Source organism: Streptomyces coerulescens (genome assembly GCF_042657965.1).
Classification (GTDB): domain Bacteria; phylum Actinomycetota; class Actinomycetes; order Streptomycetales; family Streptomycetaceae; genus Streptomyces; species Streptomyces coerulescens.
The window spans coordinates 38,706-62,047 of the sequence record NZ_JBHSKM010000024.1; the positions used below are offsets into that span (position 1 = coordinate 38,706).

Sequence of the window (23,342 nt, forward strand, 5' to 3'; positions counted from 1 at the left end):
GTGAGCCGTGCTCATTTCCACCCCGTCGCGCGCCGTCGCCGCCCACCCACCGTCCACACCGCGAGACAGGTGTCAATGGGGATGACGCTGCTGTCATCGCCTGTCATCATGGGTCGGTGCGTAAGTCTGAGAGCGGCCGGGTGGGCCGCGGCAAGGGTGCCGGGCTCGGTCTGGCGGTCGGATCCGCGATCGCCTTCGGAGGTTCCGGGGTCGCGGCCAAACCGCTGATCGAGGCGGGGCTCGACCCGCTCCACGTGGTGTGGCTGCGCGTGGCCGGCGCCGCGCTGGTGATGCTGCCGCTCGCCGTGCGCCACCGCGCGCTGCTGCGTGACCGTCCTGCCCTGCTCGCCGGGTTCGGCCTGCTCGGTGTGGCCGGTGTGCAGGCGTTCTACTTCGCCTCGATCTCCCGCATCCCGGTCGGTGTGGCCCTGCTCGTCGAGTACCTCGCCCCCGCCCTCGTGCTCGGCTGGGTCCGCTTCGTACAGCGGCGGCCGGTGACCCGTGCCGCGGCCGTCGGCGTCGTCCTCGCGGTCGGCGGCCTCGCCTGCGTCGTCGAGGTCTGGGCGGGTCTGAGCTTCGACGCCCTCGGACTGCTCCTCGCGCTCGGCGCCGCCTGCTGCCAGGTCGGCTACTTCGTCCTGTCCGACCACGGCGGCGACTCCGGCGAACAGGCACCCGACCCGCTCGGCGTCATCGCGTACGGCCTGCTCGTCGGCGCCGCCGTCCTGACCGTCGTCGCCCGCCCCTGGACCATGGACTGGACGGTCCTCACGGGCACCGCCGACATGAACGACACCCCGGTCGCGGCGGCCCTGCTGCTGGCCTGGATCGTGCTCGTCGCCACGGTCCTCGCGTACGTCACCGGCGTGGTCTCGGTGCGGCGCCTCTCACCGCAGGTCGCGGGCGTCGTCGCGTGCCTCGAAGCGGTGATAGCCACGGTCCTCGCCTGGTTCCTGCTCGGCGAGCACCTCTCGGCACCGCAGATCGTCGGCGGCGTGGTCGTCCTCGCCGGGGCGTTCATCGCCCAGTCGTCGGCGCCCGCCAAGACCTCCGTGGAACCGGTGGCCAGTGGTGGACCGGAGCGTGAGTTGTCCGCCCGGGGAAACGTCGCCTAGGCTGCGCCATCATGCCTTCGACACTCGTTCTTCCGCCTCCGGCCGCCTGAGGCGGGCCTCCGGAAATTCGCCGAGCCTCGGTGCCTGACGGGAACTGACCCCCCGCACCGCACGGCGCAACGGTGCTGCCCGCGGACGAAGTCCATGGACCCCGCTGAACCGGGCTCCTCCCCACGCTTCTGCATGTCTGCGGAGAACCACTCGTGTCGTACACACCTGTCTCCGGCCTGCCCATCGGGCGAGGCCTCATCTATCTGATCATCGCCGGTGCCGCCTGGGGCACCGCGGGCGCCGCCGCCTCACTGGTCTACCGGACCAGCGACATGGGGCCGGTCAGCCTCTCCTTCTGGCGCTGCGCGGTCGGCTTCGTGCTGCTGCTCGCCGTACGTCTGCTGCGGCCCCGTCCGCGGCGGACCGTGTCCGAGCCTTTCGCCCGCAAGGCGCTGCGGGCCGGGGCCACGGGCCTCGGGCTCGCCGTGTTCCAGACGGCCTACTTCGCGGCCGTGGAGGCCACCGGCCTCGCCGTGGGCACGGTCGTCACCCTCGGCGCCGGCCCGGTGTTCATCGCGCTCGGCGCCCGGCTGGCGCTGGGGGAGCGGCTCGGCCGCGGCGGCGTCGCGGCGGTGGCCGGCGCACTCACCGGGCTCGCGGTGCTCGCGCTCGGCGGCGAGGGCGCGACCGTACGGCCGTGGGGCGTGCTGCTCGCGCTGGTGGCCGCCGCCGGGTACTCCGTCATGACCCTGCTCACCCGCAAGTGGGGCCGCGACGGCGGGGCCGACGCCGCCGAGACGTCCGTGTGGGCCTTCGCGGTCACCAGCGTGTGCCTGCTGCCGCTCGCCCTCGTCGAGGGGCTGCTGCCGCACACCGTCGATCCGCTCCGGCTCGGCTGGCTGCTGGCGTACATCGCGGCCGTCCCCACGGCTCTGGCGTACGCCCTCTACTTCGCGGGCGCCGCTGCCGTACGGTCGGCCACCGTGTCCGTGATCATGCTGCTGGAGCCGGTCAGCGCGGCGGTGCTGGCCGTCGTCCTGCTCGGTGAGCGGCTGACCGCCCCGACCCTGGTCGGCACGCTGCTGATGCTCGGGTCCGTCGCGGGCCTCGCGGCGGCGGAGACCCGCGGGGCACGCCGGGAGAAGGAGCGGGACCGGGAAAGCGAACCGATGCCCGCGTGATGCCGCGGGGTCCCGCACCGCACTGGTGCGGGACCCTTCGTCTTTCGTCCCTCATCCCCTCGCCGGTCGGCGTTCGCCGGTCGGCCGTCGTCTGCGTCGCTCCGCTCACGCGGGGCGGCGCCGCAGCATGTGTTCGCGTGCCGCCGCGTCGCGCGGACCGGCGCGACCGGCCAGGTTGCCGGCGATCCGGTCCTGGACCTCCGCCGTCCGCCGGCCTCCGAACTTGAACTTGGCGCGCACACCGGTCACTTCCAGCCGCAGTCCGCGGATGCCCGACAGCAGCCTGCCGTACGGCGCCCGGCCCACCGCCACCTCCGCGGAACCGCCCTCCGGCTGGAAGTGGCCGACCTGGCGGTTGAGCAGCTCGGCCTTCGCGGCCGGGTCGTCCACGACACGCGCCCGGCACCTGAGCTGCACCGCCGCGTAGAAGCTGGTCGGCTCGCCGTGCTCGGTCGGCTGCTCCGGCCCCGCCTGCCACGGGCCCGGTACGAACACGTAGTCGTCGACCACGCTCAGCACGACCTCGGGGTGCGCCAGGAGCGCCGGCCAGATCGGGTTGGGGCGGGCCAGATGCGTGACGACCTCGCCGCGGTCGGCGTCGTACGCGAAGTGCAGCGGCTGGACGTGCGGCGGCTCGCCGTCCAGGCCGTTGACCACGAGCTGCCCGAAGTCGTGGTCGTCCAGCCACCGCTGCCACTCGGTGTCGTGCCGGGGCGCGTCCCAGGGGTGGACCAGCATCACAGGTCCGCGAGGTAGGCGGGAAGTTCGGTGCCGGGGGCCAGGTCGGGGTCGCCGAGCGGAGTGTCGTAGCCCTTGCGCAGCGGGACGACACCGGCCCAGTGGGGGAGGGCGAGGTCCTCCGGCTCGTCGTTGACGCCGCCGGTGCGCAGTTTGGCCGAGACCTCGTTCAGGTCCAGGCGGATCACGGCGGTGGCGGCGAGTTCCTTCTTGTCGGCGGGCCGGGAGTCACGGGACCGGCCCGCCACCACGTGGTCGACCAGCGCGTCCAGGGCGGTCCGCTTCTCCTGCGGGTCCGTCACGTCGTACGCGGTGCCGTGCACCACCACGGACCGGTAGTTGATCGAGTGGTGGAAGGCCGAGCGGGCCAGGATCAGCGCGTCGACATGCGTCACCGTCAGACACACCGGCAGTCCTGGGTCCGCCTTGCCGGTCATGCGCAGCGGGCGCGAACCCGTGGAGCCGTGGACGTAGAGCGTCTCGCCGACGCGGCCGAACAGCGTGGGCAGCACGACGGGCGCGCCGTCGCGGATGAACCCGAGGTGGCAGACGTAGGCCTCGTCGAGTATCGCGTGCACCAGTTCCTTGTCGTACGCCGCTCGGTCGGCGGAGCGGGTGGGGACGGTGCGGTCGGTCGGCGTGTAGGCGACGCCTTGCGACGTCGGTTCCTCGGTCCCCTGCATTGCGTTCTCCATTGCACTAGTGCATAATGTTGTTTGTGCTAGGAGGATATCGGATCGAAGGGCGTCGCGCAGCCGAGATTGCGGCGAGCGTCGAGCGCGCGGTCGGCTCGGGTGAGCTGGAACCGGGCCAACTGCTGCCGCCGATGCGGGAGTTGGCGACGGACCTCGGGGTGAACCCCAATACTGTCGCCGCCGCCTATCGCGTTCTGCGGGAGCGCGGAGTGATCGAGACCGCGGGCCGCCGGGGGAGCCGGGTCCGGCCGAGGCCCGCCACCACCGGACGCGACTCCGCCCGGGTGGACGTGCCGGAAGGCGTTCGCGACATGGCGAGCGGCAATCCGGATCCCGTCCTGCTGCCGTCGCCGGCGAAGGCGTTCGCGGCCGCGGCCGAGCTCGCCGACCGGGATCCGGTGCTGTACGGGGACGACCCCGTGGAACCGGAGCTCGCGCGTATCGCGCGGGCCCGGCTGGACGCCGACGGGGTGCCGGAAGGGCCGCCGGCCGTCACCTCGGGCTCGCTCGACGCCATCGAGCGCGTCCTCACGGCCCACCTCAAGCCCGGGGACACCGTCGCCGTCGAGGACCCCGGCTGGAGCAGCCTGCTGGACCTGATCCCGGCGCTCGGCCTGCGCACGCTCCCCGTCGGGGTCGACGACGAGGGACCGCTGCCGGACGACGTACGGCGGGCCCTCGGCTCCGGGGCCCGCGCCCTGATCGTGACCGACCGCGCGCAGAACCCCACCGGGGCCGTGGTGAGCGCCACGCGTGCGCGTGCCCTGCGCTCCACCCTGGGCGAGCACCCGGAGGTCCTGCTGATCGAGGACGACCACGGCGACGGCATCGTCGACCTCCCCGTGCACCCTCTGGCCGGCACCACCCGCCACTGGGCGTTCGTCCGCTCGGTCGCCAAGGCGTACGGCCCCGACCTGCGGCTCGCTGTGCTCACCGGGGACGAGATCACGGTGGACCGGGTGCGCGGGCGGCAGCGGCTCGGACCCGGCTGGGTCAGCCGGCTGGTGCAGCGGGCCGTGGTGCGGTTGTGGAACGACGGCGCCGTGGACCCGGCGGCGGTGGCGGCGACCTATGCCGAACGTCGTGACCTGCTCATCCGGGCGCTGGCCGAGCGCGGCGTCGAGGCCCGTGGGCGCAGCGGCCTCAATGTCTGGATCCCGGTCCCCGACGAGACGGGTGCCGTGGCCCGGCTGCTGCACGCCGGCTGGGCGGTCGCCCCCGGGGCCCTCTTCCGCACCGCCTCACCGCCCGGAATCCGGGTCACCACCTCGACGCTCACCGAGGCGGAGGCCGGACCGCTGGCGGACGCGCTGGCGGCGGCGGTGGGGCCGGGCCCGGCGCGCAGCTACGTGTGAACGCCCGGCACGACAGCCGGCGCGGGCGCGTACGGTCCGCGCGCCCCTCCCTCAGGCGCTCCGCCGCACCTGGGTGAGGGCCGCACCGGCCAGCACGATCACGGCTCCCACCGGCGTCGACCAGGTCAGCGACTCGCCGAGCACGGCAACCCCTGCGGCCGTGGCGATGACCGGGATGAAGTAGGTGACCATCTGAGCCGTGGTCGGCCCCACTTCCGCGACCAACCCGTACTGGATCAGCACCGCGAGCCCGGTCCCGAGGGCACCCAGTGCCACGATCGCCAGCAACGGCACCAGGGAGAACGTCGTCGGCACCGAGGTGAACAGCGGCGTGACGACCGCCAGTTGAACCGTCGCCAGGAGCAGCTGTGCTCCGGTCAGCGACAGATGCGACTCGCCGGACCCGGCCAGCGTGCGACGGACGTAGATCCAGCCGATCGGGTAGCTCAAGGAGGCCAGCAGCGCCATCGTCGTACCCGTGGCGTCCAGCCCGTGAAAGCCCTGCCACGCCCCGAGCACCGTCAGCACGCCGAGGAAGCCGATGCCGAGCCCGGCCACCCGCACGCGCGTCGGGCGGTCCTCCGACAGGGCGACCATCGACAGGGCCATGCCCCACAGCGGCGAGGTGGCGTTGCAGATGCCCGCCAGTGTGGACGGGATCGTCAGCTCGGAGTACGCGAACAGGGAGAACGGCAGCGCGTTCAGCAGGAACGCGGCCACCGTCAGATGCCCCCATGTACGCACCCCGCGCGGCAACCGCTCCCGCTTCACCGCCATCGCGGCCGCGAGCACCGCCGTACCGAACACCAGCCTCCCCAGCGTGACCTGGAAGGGGGCGTAACCATCGGTGCCGACCTTGATCAGCAGGAAGCTGAAACCCCAGATCAGGGAGAGAGCGGCGAACCGCAGGCGCCAGTCGAGGCGGCCACGGGGGCGAGGGCGGACGGAGGACGCGGGCGCGGCTGCGGCCGCGTCGCGCGAGGCGGTGACGGTGGTCATGGCAGCAACCATGCCGTCCTCGACCTCGTAGCACAATCGAGATTTTGCGCCCGGTATCTCGTAGTATTGCTTACATGTTGAATCTGGAGCGCCTGCGCACCCTCGACGCCCTCGCCCGGCACGGCTCGGTCAGCGCAGCCGCCGAGGGGCTGCACATCACGACGTCGGCCGTCTCGCAGCAGATGTCGAAGCTGGAGCGGGAGGTCGGCCAGCAGCTCCTGGCCAAGAACGGCCGGGGCGTACGGCTGACCGATGCCGGGCGGCTGCTCGCCGAGCACGCGGCCCGCATCCTGTCCCAGGTCGAGCTCGCCCAGGCCGACCTGGAGGCACAGCGCGGGCAGGTGGTCGGCGAACTGCGGCTGGCCGCGTTCCCCACCGCCCTGCGCGGGTTGTTCCCCGCCGCGCTGACCGCGCTGCGCACCGAGCACCCGGCGCTGCGCCTGACCTCGCGCGAGCTGGAGCCCGAGTACGGGGTCGCCGCCGTGCTGCGGGGCGACGCCGACCTGGCCGTCGTCCTCGACTGGTACAACAAGCCCCTGCCCATGCCGGAAGGGCTCGCCAAGGCGCCGATCCTCGACGACCGCGTGGAGATCGCGATGCCCGAGGAACACCCGCTCGCCGACCGGAGCGAGGTCGACCTGGCGGACTTCGCGGACGACGAGTGGGTCGCCTGGCCCGAGGGCGAGTTCTGCCACGAGTGGCTGCTCTACACCCTGCGGACCAAGGGGATCGAGCCCCGGATCGCCCATCGCGCCGAGGAGCACCACACTCAACTCGCCCTGGTCGCAGCCGGGTTGGGCGTCTGCGTCGCGCCCCGGCTGGGCCGTGACCCGATGCCGCTGGGCGTGCGGGCCGTGCCCGTGCGCAACCGGGTCCACCGCTACATCTACGCGGTGTGGCGCGTGGACGCCGACCGCCGCCCGTCGATCCGGGCAGCGGTTCAGGCTCTGCGGACGGCGGCCGAGAAGGTCCGCTGACCCCGCAGTGCTTCGAGTCGGCCCCCGCTATGCCGACCCCAGCTTCCGGAAGTCCCAGGAGACGATCTTCTCGGGCGTCAGGCGTATCCAGGCGTGCCGGCCGTCGTGCGGCATCTCGTCGAGGCCGAAGTTCTTGCGGGCGAACAGCGTCTCGGGCACGTCGAGTTCGGCGCGCAGCTCGCCGACCCGCGGGCTCTCGCCCACGAACTCGACGGTGCCGGACAGCTCGACGCCACGCAACTGCTCGTACTCCTCGCCCGTGTCGATCACGATCGCGACCCGCGGATCGCGCCGCAGATCGGTCCACCGCTTGCTGCGGACGACCGAGTACAGCCACAGCGAGTTGCCGTCCCAGGCGAACCACAGGGCGCTGACATGCGGAAACCCAGTGGCGGACACGGTGGCGACCCGGCAGGTGCGCTGCTCGGTGAGGAACTCGTCCAGCTCACCGGGCGTCATCATGATCTTCCGGCCCCGGCGCTGAGTGACGGTCATACGGCCCCCTCTTCTCCCACGTCGTGCCAGAGGAGAGATCCTCTGACATCACGTCAGAAAAGAATGAGTCGTCTTCCTTCCCTACGCAATGGTGGCTACGCTCGCCCGCCACGCCGCCGCCGTCGGGCACAGGGAGACTCCATGCCGTCGTACGACCGACTCAGCGCACTCCTCGACCCCGCCACCACCGTCCTGCTCACCGTCGAATGCCAGCAGGGCGTCGTCGGCCCGGACAGCGCACTGCCCGAACTCGCCAAGGAGGCACGGGATTCGGGCGCGCTCGCCAATGTGGCCCGGCTGGTCGCCGCGGCCCACGAGCATGGTGTCCAGGTGATCCATGCGATCGCCGAACGCCGCCCCGACGGCCGCGGCGCCAACCACAACGCCCGCCTCTTCCGCGCCGCCGAACGGCTCCCCGTCCAACAGCTGTCCGGTACCGAGGCGGTACGCGTGGCGGCGCCGATCGAAGTCGCCGAAGAGGACCTCGTCGTACGGCGGTTGCACGGCCTGTCCCCGATCCAGGGCACCGACGTCGACGCCCTGTTGCGCAACCTCGGCTGCCGCACACTCGTGATCACGGGGGTCTCGGCCAATGTGGCCGTCCCCAACGCCGTGTTCGACGCCGTCAACCGCGGATACACGGCCGTGGTGCCCTCGGACGCCATCGCGGGGGTGCCCTCCGACTACACCCCCGCGATGATCAGCCACACCCTCGCGTTGGTCGCCACGGTCGCGACCACGGACGAGGTGCTGGGCTGCCTGGAGCGTCCGCGCCGGGTCAGGCCAGCGTGATCGAGTCGCCCGACACGCTGATCTGCTTGGCGGCCAGCGGCTGGGTCGCGGGCCCCTTCTTCACGCTGCCGTCGAGGACGGAGAACTGACTGCCGTGACAGGCGCAGGACAGGGTGTCCTCCTTGAGGTCCGTCATCGGGCAGTTCTGGTGGGTGCAGATCGTCGAGAAGCACTTGAAGTCGCCCGCCGCGGGCTGCGACACGACCACCTTCTCGTCGCCGAAGACCTTGCCGCCGCCCTCCGGGATGTCGGCGGTCTTCGCGAGCGCCGCGCCACCGCCGCCCGCCTCGGTGCTCGCGCCGCCACCCGCGGCGGCGCCCTGTTCGGTGGACGAGCCGGACGCCTCGTCGTCCGATCCGCACGCGGTCAGCGCAACGGCGAGCCCTGCCGCGCCGACCGCCGCCACGACGGTGCGGCGGCTCGGTCCCGACACCGGCTGAACTGATTCGCTGGTCATGCTGACGTTCCTTCCCGTCATTCGTGATCTGCCGAGAGGTACGGTCCTTTGGGACCGGCTGTTCAGACGATGTCGAAATCCTGACCCGGTCCGGGCAGGAGGTGGGTAAAGCGGAGCTGTCGGTTCCCTGTCCGGAGCTGTCGATCCGCTGTCGACGCCGACGCACCGCCGCCCGCAGGGGCCGCCCCCGGCCCCTCTTCGCGCCAGTAACCTGGGGCGATGCTCAAGGAAGTCATCGCGACCCGCTACATCACGCCCCTGCGTGAGGGCGGCTCACTGCCGGGACTCGTCGAAGCCGACGACTTCGGGACGTACGTCATGAAGTTCACCGGCGCCGGGCAGGGCCGCAAGACGCTGATCGCCGAGATCGTCTGCGGCGAGCTCGCCCGCAGGCTCGGGTTCAGGGTCCCCCGCCTGGTGGCCGTCGAGCTCGACCCGGTCCTGGGTCTCGGCGAACCCGACCAGCAGGTGCAGGAGCTGCTCAGGTCCAGCGGCGGCACCAACCTCGGGATGGACTTCCTCTCCGGCGCGCTCGGCTTCGACCCCCTCGCCTTCGAGGTGAGCTCCGGGGAAGCCGGGCGCATCGTCTGGTTCGACGCGCTGGTGAACAACGTCGACCGCTCCTGGCGCAACCCCAACCTGCTGATGTGGAAGCGCGACCTGTGGCTCATCGACCACGGCGCGACCATGATCTGGCACCACAACTGGCCCGGCGCGCAGGCCTCGGCGGAGCGCGCCTACGACGCCTCCGACCACGCCCTCGCCTCCTTCGCGCCCGATGTGCGCGGCGCCGCCGCCGAGTTGGCGCCGCTGGTCACCGAGGAACTGCTCACCGAGGTGACCGCCGAGATCCCGGACGCCTGGCTGGCCGCCGAGCCGGGCTTCGACACCCCGGACGACCTCCGGCGGGCCTACGCGGCACCCCTGCTGGCCCGGGCCGCCGTCATCCATGAGCGCGTCACCGGAATCGAGGAGGGCAAGTGAGCGAGCGCCACATTCACATGGCCGGGCATGTGGTCGAGCGCCACATCATCCGGGGGAGCGAGTCGAACGACCGGGATGTCTTCGAGTACGCCCTCCTGCGCGTCGTACCCCGCGTCGAACGCGGCGAGTGCATCAACGCGGGCGTGCTGGTGTACTGCCGGCCCCAAGGCTACGTCGGCGCCCGCACCCACCTCGACGAGGCACGGCTGCTCGCCCTCGACCCGGAGGCGGACGTGGCCGGTATCCGTTTCGCGCTCGGCGCGGTCGAGCGCGTCTGCGGCGGCAGCGAGGGGGCGGGGCAGGCGGCCGGCGACGACGCCGGGCGGCGCTTTCGCTGGCTCATCGCACCCCGCTCGACGGTCGTCCAGCCCGGGCCCGTGCACACCGGGCTCACCTCCGATCCGGCGGCCGAGGCCGAGCGGCTGCTCGAGCTGTTGGTGAAGTGAGGGATCAGGTAATGGATCACATGCGCGCGGCCACCGTTGACACCGCGTGCCAGGACTTCTAGCGTCACGTCCATCGAAGGTACTAAGCGGTCGCTCACCGAGGAGAGTCTCTGATGTCCACCACTGATCAGCGGGTCGCCGTAGTCACCGGCGGAGCGCGCGGGATCGGCGCCGCCACCGCCGTACGGCTGGCCGCCGAGGGCCGCGCGGTCGCCGTGATCGACCTCGACGAGGCCGCCTGCAAGGACACCGTGGAGAAGATCACCGCGGCCGGCGGCAAGGCCATCGCGGTCGGCTGCGACGTCTCCGACGAGGCGCAGGTCGAGGCCGCCGTCGCGCGGATCGCCGAGGAGCTCGGTGCCCCGACGATTCTGGTCAACAACGCGGGCGTGCTGCGCGACAACCTGCTGTTCAAGATGAGCGTGGCCGACTGGGACACGGTCATGAACGTCCACCTGCGCGGCGCCTTCCTGATGTCCAAGGCCTGCCAGAAGCACATGGTCGACGCGGGCTTCGGCCGGATCGTCAACCTCTCCTCGTCCTCCGCGCTCGGCAACCGCGGCCAGGTCAACTACTCCGCCGCCAAGGCCGGACTCCAGGGCTTCACCAAGACCCTCGCCAAGGAGCTCGGCAAGTTCGGCGTCACCGCCAACGCCGTCGCCCCCGGCTTCATCGCCACCGAGATGACCAAGGCCACGGCCGACCGCGTCGGCATGGGCTTCGAGGACTTCAAGGCCGCCGCCGCCACCCAGATCCCGGTGGCCCGCGTCGGTGAGCCCGACGACATCGCCAACGCCATCGCCTTCTTCACGGGCGAGGCGGCCGGGTTCGTCTCCGGCCAGGTGCTGTACGTCGCCGGCGGACCGCTCGACTAGGGACTGGGAAGACACGGACATGACTGAACTGCCTGCACTCTCCGGCAAGGTCGCTCTCGTCACGGGCGCCAGCCGCGGCATCGGCTACGGCGTCGCCGAGGCCCTCGTCGCACGCGGCGACCGCGTCGTCATCACCGGCCGGGGCGAGGACGCCCTCAAGGAGGCCGTCGAGCAGCTCGGCGCCGAGCGCGCCGTCTACGTGGCCGGCAAGGCGCACGACGAGGCCCACCAGGCCATCGCCGTCGAGCGCGCCATGGAGGCCTTCGGCCGGGTCGACTACCTGGTCAACAACGCCGGTACCAACCCGGTGTTCGGACCGCTGGCCGATCTGGACCTGGGCGTCGCCCGCAAGGTGTTCGAGACCAATGTGATCTCGGCGCTCGGCTTCGCGCAGAAGACCTGGCACGCCTGGCAGAAGGACAACGGCGGCGCGATCGTCAACATCGCTTCCGTCGCGGGTATCGCGCCCTCGCCGTTCATCGCCGCCTACGGCGTCAGCAAGGCCGCGATGATCAACCTCACCCAGCAGATGGCGCACGAGTTCGCGCCCAAGGTGCGGGTCAACGCGATCGCCCCGGCCGTGGTGAAGACCAAGTTCGCCCAGGCCCTGTACGAGGGCCGGGAGGCGGAGGCCGCCGCGTCCTACCCGCTGGGCCGGCTCGGCGTCCCCTCCGACATCGGCGGCGCCGCCGCGTTCCTCACCTCGGACCAGTCCGACTGGGTCACCGGGCAGACGCTCGTCGTCGACGGCGGCATCTTCCTCAACGCGGGCGTCGGCTGACCCTCGGGACACGACTCTCGACACCACTCGACACGGGCGCCGCTGGACATCAGCGGCGCCCGTGTCGACGTCCGGGAAGATCACTAAACATCTGACAACGTAGTCATCAAAAAAACGAACAAGTGCGCCACGAGACAGGAGGTCCAACGGCCGGAACACTGCGGTATCGTTCGCCGACCCTTGGTATGGCAGATCGAGGAGTGTGCGCGTGTTCAACTGGAACCGATGCCTGCGGCGGGTGGCGGCCATCGCGTCCATATCGTCCCTGGTCACTGGATGCGGCCTGCTGCCGTCCGATGCCCCGGACGACGAGGGCCCCATCGTGGTGGGAACCACCAGTGCCCCGAGCACACTGGATCCTGCGGCCTCCTGGGACGGCTCCTGGGAGCTGTTCCGCAACATTTACCAGACGTTGCTGAGCTACCCCGTCGGCGCGACCACGCCCCGGCCGGACGCGGCCAAGAGCTGTGACTTCACGGACAGCTCCAAGCAGATCTTCCGCTGCGAACTGCGCGACGACCTGACCTTCTCCAACGGCGACAAGCTCGACGCCAAGGCGGTCAAGCACTCCATCGACCGGATCCGCAAGATCAACGTCAATGGTGGTCCCGCCGGTCTGCTGGGCAGCCTCGAGCGGGTGCAGGCGCCGAGCGACAACGAGGTCGTCTTCTACCTCAACCAGGCCGACGCGACCTTCCCGTTCGTCCTCTCCACCCCCGCCATGGCGATCGTCGACCCGGACTCCTACCCGGCCGAGAGCCTCCGCGAGGACGGCGAAGTGGTCGGCTCGGGCCCGTTCGCGCTCAAGTCGTACGAAGAGGGCCAGCGGGCCGAACTCGTGCGCAACGACAGCTACAAGGGTTACGCGGACCTCAAGAACGACGCGGTGACGATCCGCTACTTCCAGGACTCCGCCTCGATGGTCAAGGCGCTGAAGGCCAAGCAGATCGACCTGACCGACCGCGGTCTCGCGGCCGCCGATGTCATCGACCTGCAGGGCAAGAGCTTCAAGGAGGCCGAGCTCCAGCTCGTCGAGGGCACCGGGGCCGACATCAGCTACCTGGTGTTCAATCCCAAGGACCCGTGGGCCGCCAAGAAGGAGGTGCGCCAGGCCATCGCCCAGGTCGTCGACCGCGGGGCCATCGCGCACAAGATCTACCGGGACACCGTCGACCCGCTGTACTCCATGGTCCCCAAGGGCCTGACCGGCCACACGACCGGCTTCTTCGACGACTACGGCGACCCCAGCGTCTCCAAGGCCCGCGAGATCCTCACCAAGGCGGGCATCAACGAGCCGGTGCCGCTCACCTTCTGGTACACCACGGACCGCTACGGCTCCGAGACGGCGCTTATGTTCGAGGAGCTGAAGCGCCAGCTGAACGCCTCGGGCCTGTTCGAGATCACTCTCAAGAGCCGCCCCTGGAAGACGTACGCCCCCGGTTACCAGAAGGGCGAGTACCCGGTGTTCGGCCGAGGCTGGTTCCCGGACTTCCCGGACGCGGACAACTACATCTCCCCGTTCGTCGGCAAGCAGAACGCGCTGGGCACGCCCTACGAGGCCACCAAGATCACCACTCAACTGCTGCCCGACTCCCGCCGTGAGTCGGACCGGGGCAACGTGGTGAAGGAGTTCGAGGAGGCACAGCAGATCCTCGTGGACGACGCGCGGTTGCTGCCGCTGTGGCAGGGCCGGCAGTTCCTCGCCGTGAACAGGGACATCTCGGGCGCGGAGCGCGCCCTGGACCCGTCCACGATCATGATGCTGTGGGAACTCTCCCGGAAGACCAGCTGGTAGACCGGGGCCGGGGCAGGTCCGCGGCGGTCGGGAGGGGCCGTTCGCGGGGCACGTTGTCAGTGGTCGCCTGTAGGTTCTGAGCCTGGAAGTGACCACACACGTGAGGACGTTGACGTGACCGACATCGCCATGCTGCCCGAGTCCTGGCGCGGGGTTCTGGGCGACGAGCTGCAGCAGCCCTACTTCAAGGAGCTGACCGAGTTCGTCGAGGAGGAGCGGGCGAAGGGTCCCGTCTACCCGCCGCGCGAGGAGGTCTTCGCCGCGCTGGACGCGACGCCGTACGACAAGGTGAAGGTCCTGATCCTCGGCCAGGACCCGTACCACGGCGAGGGCCAGGGCCACGGCCTGTGCTTCTCGGTCCGTCCCGGTGTGAGGACACCGCCCTCGCTGCGCAACATCTACAAGGAGATGCAGGAGGAGCTCGGCCACCCCGTTCCGGACAACGGCTATCTGATGCCGTGGGCCGAGCAGGGCGTCCTGCTGCTCAACGCGGTGCTGACGGTCCGCTCCGGCGAGGCGAACTCGCACAAGGGCAAGGGCTGGGAGAAGTTCACGGACGCGGTGATCAAGGCCGTGGCCGGCCGGCCCGACCCCGCGGTGTTCGTGCTGTGGGGCAACTACGCGCAGAAGAAGCTCCCGCTCATCGACGAGACGCGCCACGTGGTGGTCAAGGGGGCGCACCCCTCGCCGCTGTCGGCGAAGAAGTTCTTCGGGTCCCGCCCGTTCACCCAGATCGACGAGGCGGTGGCCCGGCAGGGCCACGAGCCGATCGACTGGCGCATCCCGAACCTGGGCTGACCGGCCTGCCGTCCACCGGGCCGGTCCTTCGACGAGCCGGCCCGGCGCCGTACGGAGCCGCCTGACCGGGAATGCCGGTGGGGCCGGTTAGCGTCGGAGGGGGACCAGCCGACGAGGGCCGGAGGACGCGGTGGCGGAGCGACAGGGGCAGCCGGAGCCGGACGCCGTGCTGACGCGGATCGGGCAGGTCGTGATGCTCCATCACGCCGGGGACCGCGAGGAGGCCCGGCGCCGCCTGCTGGATCTGTGGGCGGAACTCGGCGAGGACGCCGACCCGCTGCACCGGTGCACGCTGGCCCACTACCTGGCCGACACCCAGGACGACCCCACGGACGAACTGGCCTGGGATCTGCGCGCCCTGACGGAGGCGGAAGCCGCCGCCGGCGCGGCCGCCGTACGCGCGCTGTACCCCTCGCTGCACCTGAACCTGGCGGCCGACTACGTCAAGCTCGACCGCACGGAGGCGGCCATCGCCCATCTGCGGCGGGCGCGGGGGGCGGCGGGGGTGCTGGGGGACGACAGCTACGGGGACGGGGTGCGGGCGGGGATCCTGCGGCTGGAGGGGCGGCTGGGAGAAGGCGTCTGAGGGGCGTCGGCCGGAGACCGCGCTCAGCGTCCGTAGGTCCGGTCGCAGATCTGCGACTCCGGGCTGTCCGGCCGCCAGCCGCCGTACTTCCTGCCCAGTGCGCAGATGTCCCCGTTGCCCCGGACCTCCTTGGGCAGCGACTGCGACACGTCAGGGACCGGGGCGGCCGGCTGTTGCGGGCCAGGAGTGTCGGAGTGCGGGCGGCCGGGATTCCGATGCTCCCGGTGGTCTTCGGGGGAGTGCGAGCGAGGGGGCGGGGGTGTCGGCCGTGCCGGTGACGGGGGCGTGGGGGACGCGGGGTGTGCGTCGGACGGTGAGGCGTCGGGGCTCCGGGACGGGTCGACGAGGGTCAGGGCCTCGCGGGCGGGCGCCTGCACGACCTTGGGGTCGGTAGCGACGCCCGGCCCGGGAACCGGCGGCCGGTACGGCGCCGACGGCGCCCCGGGAGCCATCGGCTGCTGGACCGTCGTGCAGCCGCCGAGGGCCGAGACGGCCACGGTGACCAGGAGCGTTGCGGTGGTCGTCGTTCGATGCACGGGCGCAACTCTGCTGGGTCGTCCGCCCGTTGGGACAGCGGACAAGCAGAGGTTGGTCCACACGGGTGATCTCCGTCCCCGTACGGGCGGCCCGCGCCCGCCCCCGCTGACGTCAGTCGCCGGTCGCGCCGTCCACCCGCTCGCGCAGCAGGTCGGCGTGCCCGTTGTGACGGGCGTACTCCTCGATCATGTGGGTGTAGATCCACCGCAGGTTGAACTGGTCGCCGGTGCGCCTGCTGCGGCCCTTGGAGAGGTCGTCCAGGCCGAACCCGGCGGCGTTGCGCCGGGCGATGTCGATCTCGGCCTGCCAGGTGGCGTAGGCCTCCTGCCAGGTGTCCGCCTCGGTGAGATGGAACTCGCCGTCCGGGTCCGCCTCGGAGCCGTAGATCGGCCCGGCGCCGTCGGCGACCAGCACCTGGCGGAACCAGCCCCGCTCGACCTCCGCCATGTGCCGCACCAGCCCCATCAGGGACAGCTCGGACGGTTCCACGGATGGGGTCCTGAGCTGGGCGTCGGTCAGGCCCTCGCACTTCCAGGCGAGCGTCCGGCGGTGGTAGTCCAGCCAGCCCTCCAGCATCGTGCGCTCGTCGGCGGTGGTGGCGGGCTCGTCGCGTTGTGTCGTCATGCCTGCATCGTCGCTCAACTCACCCGGGCTCACCAGGAGTTTTCACGGGCGCGGACGCGCCGCCGAACATCCCGCCGAGCAACTCGCGCAGACCTGCCCGTACCTCCTGCAGGCTCGGTGCCTCCGTGTTGAAGGACCCGGCCACACAGCTGAACATCAGCCCGTCCGCCCACGCGACCAGCGACAGCACGTGCCGGGCGGGGGTCGTCGAGCCCAGCCCGGTCACCAGGGCCATGAGCTGGTCGCGGAAGCGGGCGCCGGTCGCGTCGAAGTAGGCACGCAGCTCTGGGCGGCGGGTGGCCTCCAGGGCCAGTTCGTAACGGGCGAGGGTCAGCTCGCGGTTGCGGGTCAGGGCGCGGTGCGTGGCCAGTGCCAGCCCGTCGACCAGCGAGTCGACACCGCCGCGCGGGTCCGGCATCTCCTCCAGCGCCAGGACCTTCGCCTCGCGCTCGGCGAGCCTGCGCACCGACAGCTCCAGCAGCGCCTGCCGGGTGCGCGCCACGTTCGACGTCGAGCCCTGCGGCAGTCCGGCCGTCTCGTCGACCGCCCGGTGCGTGAGTCCGCGCATCCCACGCTCGGCGAGCAGCGCGAGGGCGGTGTCGGCGACGAGATCGGCGCGCGAGGCGGCAGTGGTGCGCTCGGAGATTGAGGTTGTTCGTGCGGACATGGAGATCAACCTACTCCTCTCACTACACCTGTAGTACAGTCGGTGCGTGAAGGCACTACACCTGTAGTCTGCTCAGGAGGAGTCATGGCACAGTCGAGGCGGGCCGTCGTCATCGGCGGCGGCATCGGAGGCCTGACCGCCGCGGTCGCACTGCGCGACAGCGGCTGGGACGTCACCGTGCTGGAGCGGGCGCAGTCCCTGGAGCCGGTCGGCGCGGCCATCTCCCTCGCGCCGAACTCCCTGCGCGCGCTGGACGTCATCGGCGTCGGCGACGAGATCCGCGACCTCGCGGCCTGGCAGGGCGACGGAGGACTGCGCACCCCGTCCGGCCGCTGGCTCTCCCACACGGACGCCGACGCCGTCGCCGCCCGCTTCGGCGGCCCCCTCGTCCTGCTGCACCGGGCCACCCTCGTCAACAGCCTCGCCGCACGCCTCCCGTCCGAGGCCGTCCGCACCGGGGTCGCCGCGAGCCTCGCCGACCCGGGCGACACCGGCCGGCGGGCGCGCGTGAGCACACCGGACGGCGACCTGGAGGCCGACCTGGTGGTCGCAGCCGACGGCATCCGGTCCGACGTACGGCGTGCGCTCTTCCCGCACCACCCCGGGACCGTCTACTCCGGGTTCACCACCTGGCGGGTCGTCATCCCCGTACCCGGCGCGCGGTTCGCCTCGCACGAGACCTGGGGCCGGGGCCGCATCTGGGGCTCGCACCCGCTCAAGGACGGCCGCGTCTACGCCTACGCCGCGGCCGTCACACCCGCCGGAGAGCATGCCCCCGACGACGAGAAGGCCGAACTGCTGCGCCGGTACGGCGACTGGCACGACCCGATCCCCGCGATCCTCGCCGCCGCAGGCCCCGAGGACGTCCTGCGCCACGACGTCCACCACATCGCCGACCCGCTGCCCGCGTACCACCGAGGCCGGGTCGCCCTGATCGGGGACGCCGCGCACGCGATGCCGCCGACGCTCGGGCAGGGCGGCAACCAGGCCATCGAGGACGCCGTCGTCCTGGCACACCACGGCACCGACCTCTCCGGCTACACCGCGGCCCGCCTTCCGCGGACGGCCGCCGTCGCACGCCAGGCCGTTCGCATCGGCCGGCTGAACATGATGACCGGCCGCGCCGGGATCGCCGTACGGAACACGGCGCTGGCCACGGTGTCCAAGGTCGCGCCGCTGCTGTTCCTGCGGGGCTTCGAGGGCATCGCCGACTGGCGGCCGCCGCAGGCGCCGTATGCTGCCGGGAAGACCCGGCAGGCAACCGCCGGCCCGGTCGGCGACAGCTAGAGGAGACACCCCTGTGAAGGTCGGCTGCATCGGACTCGGTGACATCGCGCAGAAGGCGTACCTGCCGGTGCTCGGTGTACAGCCCGGGGTCGAACTGCATCTCCAGACCCGTACGCCCGCGACGCTCGCCCGGGTAGCCGACGGCCTTCATCTGCCCGCCGGGCAGCGCCACGAGGACCTCGACTCACTGCTCGCCCAGGACCTCGACGCCGCCTTCGTGCACGCGCCCACCGGCGCCCACCCGGAGATCGTGACCCGGCTGCTGGAGGCGGGCGTGGCGACGTACGTCGACAAGCCGCTCGCCTACCGGCTCGCCGACTCCGAGCGGCTGGTCGCGCTCGCCGAGCAGCGGAACGTGAGCCTCGCCGTCGGCTTCAACCGGCGCCACGCCCCCGGCTACGTGCAGTGCGCCGACCATCCGCGCGAGTTGATCCTGATGCAGAAGAACCGGATCGGGCTGCCGGAAGAGCCGCGCACGATGATCCTGGACGACTTCATCCACGTCGTGGACACCCTGCGCTTCCTCGCGCCCGGCCCGGTCGACGACGTGACCGTGCGGGCCCGCCTGGTGGACGGGCTGCTGCATCACGTCGTGCTCCAGCTCGCCGGGGACGGCTTCACCGCGCTCGGCGTGATGAACCGGCTCAGCGGCTCGGCCGAGGAGATCCTGGAGGTGTCCGGGCAGGACACCAAGCGTCAGGTCCTCAACCTCGCCGAGGTCGTCGACCACAAGGGCCAGCCGACCGTGCGACGGCGCGGGGACTGGGTGCCGGTGGCCCGGCAGCGCGGCATCGAGCAGGCGGTGCTCACCTTCCTAGACGCCGTGCGCGCGGGCAAGGTACTCAGCGCCCGGGACGCGCTGGCGACCCATGAGCTGTGCGAGCGGGTCGTACGTGCGGTTCAGGAGCGGACCGCCTGAACCGCAGGCCGCAGCGTCCGGGCGCCCTCGCTCACCCACCAGGCGGCCATGATCAGCAGCGCCATCTGCACCGGCCAGTCGCCGAAGCGGACGTACGGCGTGACACCGCCGGACAGCGGCACCTCGTAGACCGCGCTCGTGCTCGCGCTCGTCCCCAGCCAGGGCCCTATGCGCTGCCCGCTCGGGCCGTACACGGCGGAGACGCCGGTCAGCGTCGCGTGCACCATCGGCCGGCCGGTCTCGGCGGCGCGCAGCGCGGCCAGCGAGGCATGCTGCTCCGGCGCCCAGCTCTGCTGGAACGTCGACGTCGCCGACTGCGCGACCAGCACCTCCGCGCCACGGTCGGCGAGGTTGCGGCTCATGTCGGAGAACGCGGACTCGAAGCAGACCATCGGGCCGATCCGCAGCCCGTGCCCGGCGTCCATCACGACCTGCCGCGTGCCGCGCCTGCGGTCCTCGTCGGCCGCCCTGCCCACGGACGTCGCCCAGCCCAGCATCGAACGCATCGGTATGTACTCCCCGAAGGGGACCAGCCGCATCTTGTCGTAGCGGGCGCCGGTCGGGCCGTCCGGGCCGATGAGGAGGGAGCTCTTGTAGATGCCCGGCTTGTCGGAGCGCCGCGCGTCCACGTTGACCAGGATGTTCACCCCGGTCTCCCGTGAGAGCGCCGCGAGCCGCCGGGCGAGTTCGGGCCGCTCGCCGAGGTCGAAGCCGACGCTGCTCTCGCCCCACACGATCAGGTCGACGTCCTGACCGGCCAGTTCACGGGTGAGCTGCTCCTCGCGGTCGAAGCGCCGGTCGGGGCCGTCCGGGCCGCCCTGGATCACCCCGGGCTGTACGACGGCTATCCGGACCCGGTCCTGGACGTCGGGGCGCGGGGACCACACCCAGGCCGCCGAGGTGGCCACGGCCGTCGCGGTGAGACCGGCGACCGCGGGCACCCGGGACGTGCGCACCGTCACCAGCACGGCGACCGCGACGTTCACGGTCACCACCAGGAAGCTGATCAGCCACACCCCGCCCACCGAGGCGAGCCGCAGCGCGGGCTCCACCTGCCACTGGCTGGAGCCGAGCACACCCCACGGGCCGCCGAGGCCCTGCCAGGAGCGGACCAGCTCGATCATCAGCCAGCCGGACGGCAGGACGGCGAGTGCCGCCGCCACCCGGCCGGGGGAGGGGCCGGCCGCGCCCAGGAAGCGGCGCACCAGCCAGGCCCAGGGGGCCCACAGGGCGCCGAGCAGGCCGGCGATGACGAACGTGAAGACGTGCAGGTTGGGAAGGAGCCAGTGATGCATCGCCAGCATGAAGCCGAAGCCGCCCCACCAGCCGTCGCGCAGTGCCCGCTTCCCGGTGGGCGCCGTGCGGATGAGGGCGATCCACGGGACCAGGGCGACGTAGGCGAACCACCACAGTGACGGTTGGGGGAAGGCGAGCACGGGCAGCGCACCGGCGAGGACGGCGGCGGTGGAGCGCCGCCACGGTGAGGCGAGCCAGTCGCTGATCGTCTTCATGCGGCCTCCCTACCCACCTCGTCGTGCTTCCAGTGTGCTCACAGGCACTGACAGTGGGACAGTGGGCGTCCGCTCAGTCGATCACCGCCGGGGCGGTCCGCTCGGGCAGCCGGCGCCATTTCTCCTGGACGACGACCTCGCGCAGCCGCCAGCCGTCGTCCGTGCGCAGCAGCCCGAAGGCGTAGCGGCCGCCGCACACGAAGTCGGGCGCGGCCGAGCCGTCGCCGTCCGCCGCGAACCGCATCGGATTGAGGTAGTCGGCCTGCACCCGGGCCGTGTCGCCGGTGTCCTGCTCCAGGAGCCCGAAGCGAACCCTGCGATTGACGATGAGGTGCTGGCGCATCGAGAACAACCGCAGACTCTCCGCCAGCCACGCGGCGATGCTGCCGGCGTCCCCCTCGATGCCGCCGGCCGAGCGGTAGTCCGCGCGCCCGTCCGGTGTGAACAGGCTCCGGTACAAGGACCAGTCGCCGTCGTCCACGGCCACCGCGTAGTCGGTGATCACTTCGTCGACCGCCAACCGATCCCTCAGGGTGGCGACTTCCACACGCTGCGTCATCGGCTCAGTGTTGGGCATGAGGTGGACGGTTCCAAGAGGGCGGACGGCGATATTCAGTGGATGTGGGCGGGTGGCGGGGCGAGGCTTGTGCCCTTGAACGATCAGAACGACAGGCCGCGGTCGATTACGGGGTCGTGATGAGGTGGACCAAGGAGGCTGCTCCGGTCGAGCAATCGGAGCGTGAGCCTGAGCCTGAGCTCTCTGCGTATCAGCAGGCGATGCGGAACCGGCTGCTCGCGGCTCCGGTGGTGCCGGCGCCCGAGCCCTGGCGGCGCGTTGCCTTCGAACCGGTCGGCGGACTCCTCGGGATCGGCTTCGCGTCGCATCCGGACAGTGGCCGTGACCTGGTGATGGTCGTCTCCCACGACGGTCACGGTCTCGTCGACGCCGTCACGGGGGAGAAGATCGCCAGGGATCGCGACCCTGATCCCCTGGACAGCACGCCCGACGCTGTTGCCGATCTGTCCTGCCCCGGGCTGGGGCCGGTCGCCGGAAGCCGCGTTCGCATCGCCGGGCTCTTCGGCGGAGGGCTGCACACCACCACCGAGGACGGCTGGACCCTTGAAGTCGTCGCCCCGGCCTGGCCGAACGAGCGAGTCCTGCTGTCGGGCGACGGCGGGTTGCCCCACCATGGCCCGCACGGAGAGCGGTGGTGGCACATCTTCCACTCGAACCACTCCGAACTTCGGGCAGCCGGCTTCTCGCCCTCCGGTCGGACCATCGCTGTGGCGACGAGCAGCGACCTTTCTCTTTGGACGACCGAGGTCCGCTCCCACTGAGTAGGAACGGCCCTGGACGAAGACGAGAGCCGGGCCGCTGATCAAGGCAGCGCGAAGGCCTCGGGCCGGCGGCCCGGAGTGGGTTCCAACGTTCGCGTCGGACGGTCGTCAGTTCCGGCTCCGGGCAGGGCGGCGGCGCACGACCACGAGCATGCCCGCGCCCGTGACCACCGCCGCGGCAGCCACGCCCGTGATCGGCAACGCCGAGGACCCGGTCTCTGCCAGGTGGCCGCCATTCGCCGCGGTGCCGTTGCCACCGGCCGATGACGCCCCACCGGCCGTCCCACCGGCCGTCCCACCGGCCGTCCCACCGGCCGCTCCGCCGGCCGCTCCGCCGGGCGATCCGCCCGAGTCACCGCTCGGGCCACCCGGCGAGCCGGTCGACCCCCCACCCATGACGTCCAGCGTGATGTCGGCCTTGTCGTTGGACTTGTCGGGGTCGACAGGCCGCGCATCGGTGCTCAGTGCCACCGAGCCCTTGGCGTGCGCCACCCTCTTGTCGATCTTCAGCTGGAAGGAGTAGCTCTCCCGGCCGCCCTCGTTGAGAGCCCGCTGACTCATGCCGCACTCGTACGCCTCACCCTTGGCCTTGCAGAACCCTGGGGTCTTGACGACCGACGTTCCGGCGGGCGGCGTGACCATGACCCTTGCGGTTCGCTCCCCCACCTTGGCCATGAACCAGGCGGGCCCGGCGTTGATGAACTCCACCTTCATCGGCACCGTTTCACCGACGCGCCCCTTCAACGCGGCACCCGTCACCCGGTAGTCGGCCGTGTTGACGGAGGTGACGGGCACGATGACAACTCGCGCGGACCCCTCGCCCCCGGCCTGCCCTTCGACCAGTTTCACCGCCGGTGCGGTCCCTGCCACCGGCGGATAGCCGTTCTCGTCCGCCCCTGGATCGTTTTCGTCGACGCGCAGAAGCAGCTCGTCGTTGAACGCGCGGTCCAGGGCCTCGACACGAAGTGGCCTCTCGGGCGTGTAGACGACGCCCGGCGCCACCGCCTGGTCGAACCCGCACGCCACGGTCCACCTCTCGGGCATCTCGTCGTAGGACCGGACCTGCTGTGCTCGGCAGTTGGAGGGAACCTCCGTGAAATCGAGTCCCCGGGTGACGGCGTAGGTGACCCACACCTTCTCGGCGGCTCCGGTGCCCTTGTTCGCCACGGTGACCGGCAGTTCGAAGGTGCTCCCCGGTTGCACTCCGTCGATCGGCGCGATGCCTCCGACGACCAGTTCGGGTGCGGTTTCATCGGCGAAGGCGGCGGGGGCCGCGGCCAGTGTGATCAGGCCGGCGGCGCCGAGGGCGGCGACGGCGGCACGGGAGGCGCGGCGGTTGTGCGGGGGCATCGGCATGGAGAGAGACCTCTGTCGGAAAGCGGGCGAACGGACGGTGTCT

25 protein-coding genes and 1 pseudogene are annotated in these 23,342 nt (G+C 71.5%); 15 read left to right on the forward strand and 11 right to left on the reverse strand.

Annotation, left to right across the window (positions count from 1 at the left end):
* The first annotated feature begins 116 nt into the window (after positions 1-116).
* The gene (locus tag ACFPQ9_RS29630) at positions 117-1,115 is read left to right on the forward strand and encodes an EamA family transporter (protein ID WP_380859969.1); all 999 of its coding nucleotides are present in this window, start codon (positions 117-119) and stop codon (positions 1,113-1,115) included.
* 203 nt (positions 1,116-1,318) lie between these two features.
* Positions 1,319-2,287, forward strand: a complete 969-nt coding sequence (locus tag ACFPQ9_RS29635) for a DMT family transporter (protein ID WP_380859972.1) — start codon at positions 1,319-1,321, stop codon at positions 2,285-2,287.
* A 105-nt stretch (positions 2,288-2,392) separates the two neighbouring features.
* Here ACFPQ9_RS29635 and ACFPQ9_RS29640 read toward each other — a convergent pair whose 3' ends face one another.
* Entirely contained in the window at positions 2,393-3,025 is a 633-nt protein-coding gene (locus ACFPQ9_RS29640; RefSeq protein WP_380859975.1) for an FMN-binding negative transcriptional regulator, read from the reverse strand.
* The gene (locus ACFPQ9_RS29645) at positions 3,025-3,708 is read right to left on the reverse strand and encodes a pyridoxamine 5'-phosphate oxidase family protein (RefSeq protein ID WP_380861304.1); all 684 of its coding nucleotides are present in this window, start codon (positions 3,706-3,708) and stop codon (positions 3,025-3,027) included. The genes ACFPQ9_RS29640 and ACFPQ9_RS29645 overlap by 1 nt, the downstream gene beginning before the upstream one ends.
* A 35-nt stretch (positions 3,709-3,743) precedes the next feature.
* Here ACFPQ9_RS29645 and ACFPQ9_RS29650 point away from each other — a divergent pair, with 35 nt between their 5' ends.
* Complete coding sequence (locus tag ACFPQ9_RS29650) at positions 3,744-5,075, forward strand: aminotransferase class I/II-fold pyridoxal phosphate-dependent enzyme (RefSeq protein WP_380859978.1); 1,332 nt, start codon at positions 3,744-3,746, stop codon at positions 5,073-5,075.
* Positions 5,076-5,126: 51 nt separating this feature from the next.
* Here ACFPQ9_RS29650 and ACFPQ9_RS29655 read toward each other — a convergent pair whose 3' ends face one another.
* Complete coding sequence (locus ACFPQ9_RS29655) at positions 5,127-6,074, reverse strand: DMT family transporter (protein ID WP_380859981.1); 948 nt, start codon at positions 6,072-6,074, stop codon at positions 5,127-5,129.
* A 74-nt stretch (positions 6,075-6,148) separates the two neighbouring features.
* Here ACFPQ9_RS29655 and ACFPQ9_RS29660 point away from each other — a divergent pair, with 74 nt between their 5' ends.
* Positions 6,149-7,051 (forward strand): LysR family transcriptional regulator, encoded by a 903-nt coding sequence (locus tag ACFPQ9_RS29660; RefSeq protein WP_380859984.1) that lies wholly within the window; start codon positions 6,149-6,151, stop codon positions 7,049-7,051.
* Between the two features lie 27 nt (positions 7,052-7,078).
* Here ACFPQ9_RS29660 and ACFPQ9_RS29665 read toward each other — a convergent pair whose 3' ends face one another.
* Complete coding sequence (locus ACFPQ9_RS29665) at positions 7,079-7,546, reverse strand: pyridoxamine 5'-phosphate oxidase family protein (RefSeq protein WP_380859987.1); 468 nt, start codon at positions 7,544-7,546, stop codon at positions 7,079-7,081.
* A 141-nt stretch (positions 7,547-7,687) separates the two neighbouring features.
* Between ACFPQ9_RS29665 and ACFPQ9_RS29670 the strand changes: the two genes are divergently transcribed.
* The gene (locus ACFPQ9_RS29670) at positions 7,688-8,338 is read left to right on the forward strand and encodes a cysteine hydrolase family protein (RefSeq protein WP_380859990.1); all 651 of its coding nucleotides are present in this window, start codon (positions 7,688-7,690) and stop codon (positions 8,336-8,338) included.
* On the opposite strand, the gene ACFPQ9_RS29675 is transcribed toward ACFPQ9_RS29670, so the two are convergent.
* Positions 8,325-8,795: a Rieske (2Fe-2S) protein gene (locus ACFPQ9_RS29675; protein WP_380859993.1), complete on the reverse strand. Its 471-nt coding sequence runs from the start codon at positions 8,793-8,795 to the stop codon at positions 8,325-8,327. The genes ACFPQ9_RS29670 and ACFPQ9_RS29675 overlap by 14 nt on opposite strands.
* 219 nt (positions 8,796-9,014) lie before the next feature.
* Between ACFPQ9_RS29675 and ACFPQ9_RS29680 the strand changes: the two genes are divergently transcribed.
* The 7 genes from ACFPQ9_RS29680 to ACFPQ9_RS29710 all read left to right on the forward strand — a co-directional run bounded on the left by ACFPQ9_RS29680 (position 9,015) and on the right by ACFPQ9_RS29710 (position 15,060).
* On the forward strand, positions 9,015-9,779 hold the full coding sequence (locus tag ACFPQ9_RS29680) for a HipA family kinase (RefSeq protein ID WP_380859996.1): 765 nt from the start codon (positions 9,015-9,017) through the stop codon (positions 9,777-9,779).
* Entirely contained in the window at positions 9,776-10,225 is a 450-nt protein-coding gene (locus tag ACFPQ9_RS29685) for a DUF3037 domain-containing protein (RefSeq protein WP_380860004.1), read from the forward strand. Before ACFPQ9_RS29680 ends, ACFPQ9_RS29685 begins: the two co-directional genes overlap by 4 nt.
* 113 nt (positions 10,226-10,338) lie before the next feature.
* Positions 10,339-11,100, forward strand: a complete 762-nt coding sequence (gene fabG, locus ACFPQ9_RS29690) for a 3-oxoacyl-ACP reductase FabG (protein WP_107912163.1) — start codon at positions 10,339-10,341, stop codon at positions 11,098-11,100.
* A 19-nt stretch (positions 11,101-11,119) separates the two neighbouring features.
* Positions 11,120-11,881: an SDR family oxidoreductase gene (locus ACFPQ9_RS29695; RefSeq protein ID WP_380860008.1), complete on the forward strand. Its 762-nt coding sequence runs from the start codon at positions 11,120-11,122 to the stop codon at positions 11,879-11,881.
* A 208-nt stretch (positions 11,882-12,089) separates the two neighbouring features.
* The gene (locus ACFPQ9_RS29700; protein WP_380860011.1) at positions 12,090-13,676 is read left to right on the forward strand and encodes an ABC transporter substrate-binding protein; all 1,587 of its coding nucleotides are present in this window, start codon (positions 12,090-12,092) and stop codon (positions 13,674-13,676) included.
* 114 nt (positions 13,677-13,790) lie between these two features.
* On the forward strand, positions 13,791-14,474 hold the full coding sequence (gene ung, locus ACFPQ9_RS29705; protein ID WP_380860014.1) for a uracil-DNA glycosylase: 684 nt from the start codon (positions 13,791-13,793) through the stop codon (positions 14,472-14,474).
* 130 nt (positions 14,475-14,604) lie between these two features.
* Positions 14,605-15,060 (forward strand): hypothetical protein, encoded by a 456-nt coding sequence (locus tag ACFPQ9_RS29710; RefSeq protein ID WP_380860017.1) that lies wholly within the window; start codon positions 14,605-14,607, stop codon positions 15,058-15,060.
* 23 nt (positions 15,061-15,083) lie between these two features.
* Here the strand turns inward: ACFPQ9_RS29710 and ACFPQ9_RS29715 are convergent, their stop codons facing one another.
* From ACFPQ9_RS29715 to ACFPQ9_RS29725, 3 genes are all read right to left on the reverse strand, one after another.
* Entirely contained in the window at positions 15,084-15,596 is a 513-nt protein-coding gene (locus ACFPQ9_RS29715; RefSeq protein WP_380860020.1) for a hypothetical protein, read from the reverse strand.
* Between the two features lie 112 nt (positions 15,597-15,708).
* On the reverse strand, positions 15,709-16,221 hold the full coding sequence (locus ACFPQ9_RS29720; protein WP_380860022.1) for a DinB family protein: 513 nt from the start codon (positions 16,219-16,221) through the stop codon (positions 15,709-15,711).
* A gap of 19 nt (positions 16,222-16,240) precedes the next feature.
* Positions 16,241-16,888, reverse strand: coding sequence for a TetR/AcrR family transcriptional regulator (locus ACFPQ9_RS29725; RefSeq protein ID WP_380860025.1), 648 nt, complete (start codon positions 16,886-16,888; stop codon positions 16,241-16,243).
* Between the two features lie 84 nt (positions 16,889-16,972).
* Between ACFPQ9_RS29725 and ACFPQ9_RS29730 the strand changes: the two genes are divergently transcribed.
* Positions 16,973-18,175, forward strand: coding sequence for an FAD-dependent monooxygenase (locus ACFPQ9_RS29730; protein WP_380860028.1), 1,203 nt, complete (start codon positions 16,973-16,975; stop codon positions 18,173-18,175).
* A gap of 13 nt (positions 18,176-18,188) precedes the next feature.
* Positions 18,189-19,094 (forward strand): Gfo/Idh/MocA family protein, encoded by a 906-nt coding sequence (locus ACFPQ9_RS29735; protein WP_380860031.1) that lies wholly within the window; start codon positions 18,189-18,191, stop codon positions 19,092-19,094.
* Here the strand turns inward: ACFPQ9_RS29735 and lnt are convergent.
* Positions 19,018-20,605, reverse strand: a pseudogene (gene lnt / locus ACFPQ9_RS29740) (apolipoprotein N-acyltransferase). The gene ACFPQ9_RS29735 and the pseudogene lnt overlap by 77 nt on opposite strands.
* Before the next feature lie 73 nt (positions 20,606-20,678).
* A complete protein-coding gene (locus tag ACFPQ9_RS29745) occupies positions 20,679-21,164 on the reverse strand; it encodes a nuclear transport factor 2 family protein (protein WP_380860034.1) in 486 nt (161 codons plus the stop codon).
* 137 nt (positions 21,165-21,301) lie between these two features.
* On the opposite strand from ACFPQ9_RS29745, the gene ACFPQ9_RS29750 reads away from it, so the two are divergent.
* Positions 21,302-21,943: a hypothetical protein gene (locus ACFPQ9_RS29750; RefSeq protein ID WP_380861306.1), complete on the forward strand. Its 642-nt coding sequence runs from the start codon at positions 21,302-21,304 to the stop codon at positions 21,941-21,943.
* Between the two features lie 108 nt (positions 21,944-22,051).
* On the opposite strand, the gene ACFPQ9_RS29755 is transcribed toward ACFPQ9_RS29750, so the two are convergent.
* A complete protein-coding gene (locus ACFPQ9_RS29755) occupies positions 22,052-23,299 on the reverse strand; it encodes a hypothetical protein (protein ID WP_380860037.1) in 1,248 nt (415 codons plus the stop codon).
* Positions 23,300-23,342: the final 43 nt, after the last annotated feature.

Excerpts from the sequence above, each read along its gene's own strand:
- ACFPQ9_RS29750 (WP_380861306.1), top strand. The coding sequence starts at position 21,302 with ATGAGGTGGACCAAGGAGGCTGCTCCGGTCGAGCAATCGGAGCGTGAG.
- fabG (WP_107912163.1), top strand. The coding sequence starts at position 10,339 with ATGTCCACCACTGATCAGCGGGTCGCCGTAGTCACCGGCGGAGCGCGC.
- ACFPQ9_RS29695 (WP_380860008.1), top strand. The coding sequence starts at position 11,120 with ATGACTGAACTGCCTGCACTCTCCGGCAAGGTCGCTCTCGTCACGGGC.
- ACFPQ9_RS29640 (WP_380859975.1), bottom strand. The coding sequence starts at position 3,025 with ATGCTGGTCCACCCCTGGGACGCGCCCCGGCACGACACCGAGTGGCAG.
- ACFPQ9_RS29655 (WP_380859981.1), bottom strand. The coding sequence starts at position 6,074 with ATGACCACCGTCACCGCCTCGCGCGACGCGGCCGCAGCCGCGCCCGCG.
- ACFPQ9_RS29745 (WP_380860034.1), bottom strand. The coding sequence starts at position 21,164 with ATGACGCAGCGTGTGGAAGTCGCCACCCTGAGGGATCGGTTGGCGGTC.
- ACFPQ9_RS29725 (WP_380860025.1), bottom strand. The coding sequence starts at position 16,888 with ATGTCCGCACGAACAACCTCAATCTCCGAGCGCACCACTGCCGCCTCG.
- ACFPQ9_RS29670 (WP_380859990.1), top strand. The coding sequence starts at position 7,688 with ATGCCGTCGTACGACCGACTCAGCGCACTCCTCGACCCCGCCACCACC.
- ACFPQ9_RS29675 (WP_380859993.1), bottom strand. The coding sequence starts at position 8,795 with ATGACCAGCGAATCAGTTCAGCCGGTGTCGGGACCGAGCCGCCGCACC.
- ACFPQ9_RS29680 (WP_380859996.1), top strand. The coding sequence starts at position 9,015 with ATGCTCAAGGAAGTCATCGCGACCCGCTACATCACGCCCCTGCGTGAG.
- ACFPQ9_RS29665 (WP_380859987.1), bottom strand. The coding sequence starts at position 7,546 with ATGACCGTCACTCAGCGCCGGGGCCGGAAGATCATGATGACGCCCGGT.
- ACFPQ9_RS29720 (WP_380860022.1), bottom strand. The coding sequence starts at position 16,221 with ATGACGACACAACGCGACGAGCCCGCCACCACCGCCGACGAGCGCACG.
- ACFPQ9_RS29645 (WP_380861304.1), bottom strand. The coding sequence starts at position 3,708 with ATGCAGGGGACCGAGGAACCGACGTCGCAAGGCGTCGCCTACACGCCG.
- ACFPQ9_RS29730 (WP_380860028.1), top strand. The coding sequence starts at position 16,973 with ATGGCACAGTCGAGGCGGGCCGTCGTCATCGGCGGCGGCATCGGAGGC.
- ACFPQ9_RS29755 (WP_380860037.1), bottom strand. The coding sequence starts at position 23,299 with ATGCCGATGCCCCCGCACAACCGCCGCGCCTCCCGTGCCGCCGTCGCC.
- ACFPQ9_RS29660 (WP_380859984.1), top strand. The coding sequence starts at position 6,149 with ATGTTGAATCTGGAGCGCCTGCGCACCCTCGACGCCCTCGCCCGGCAC.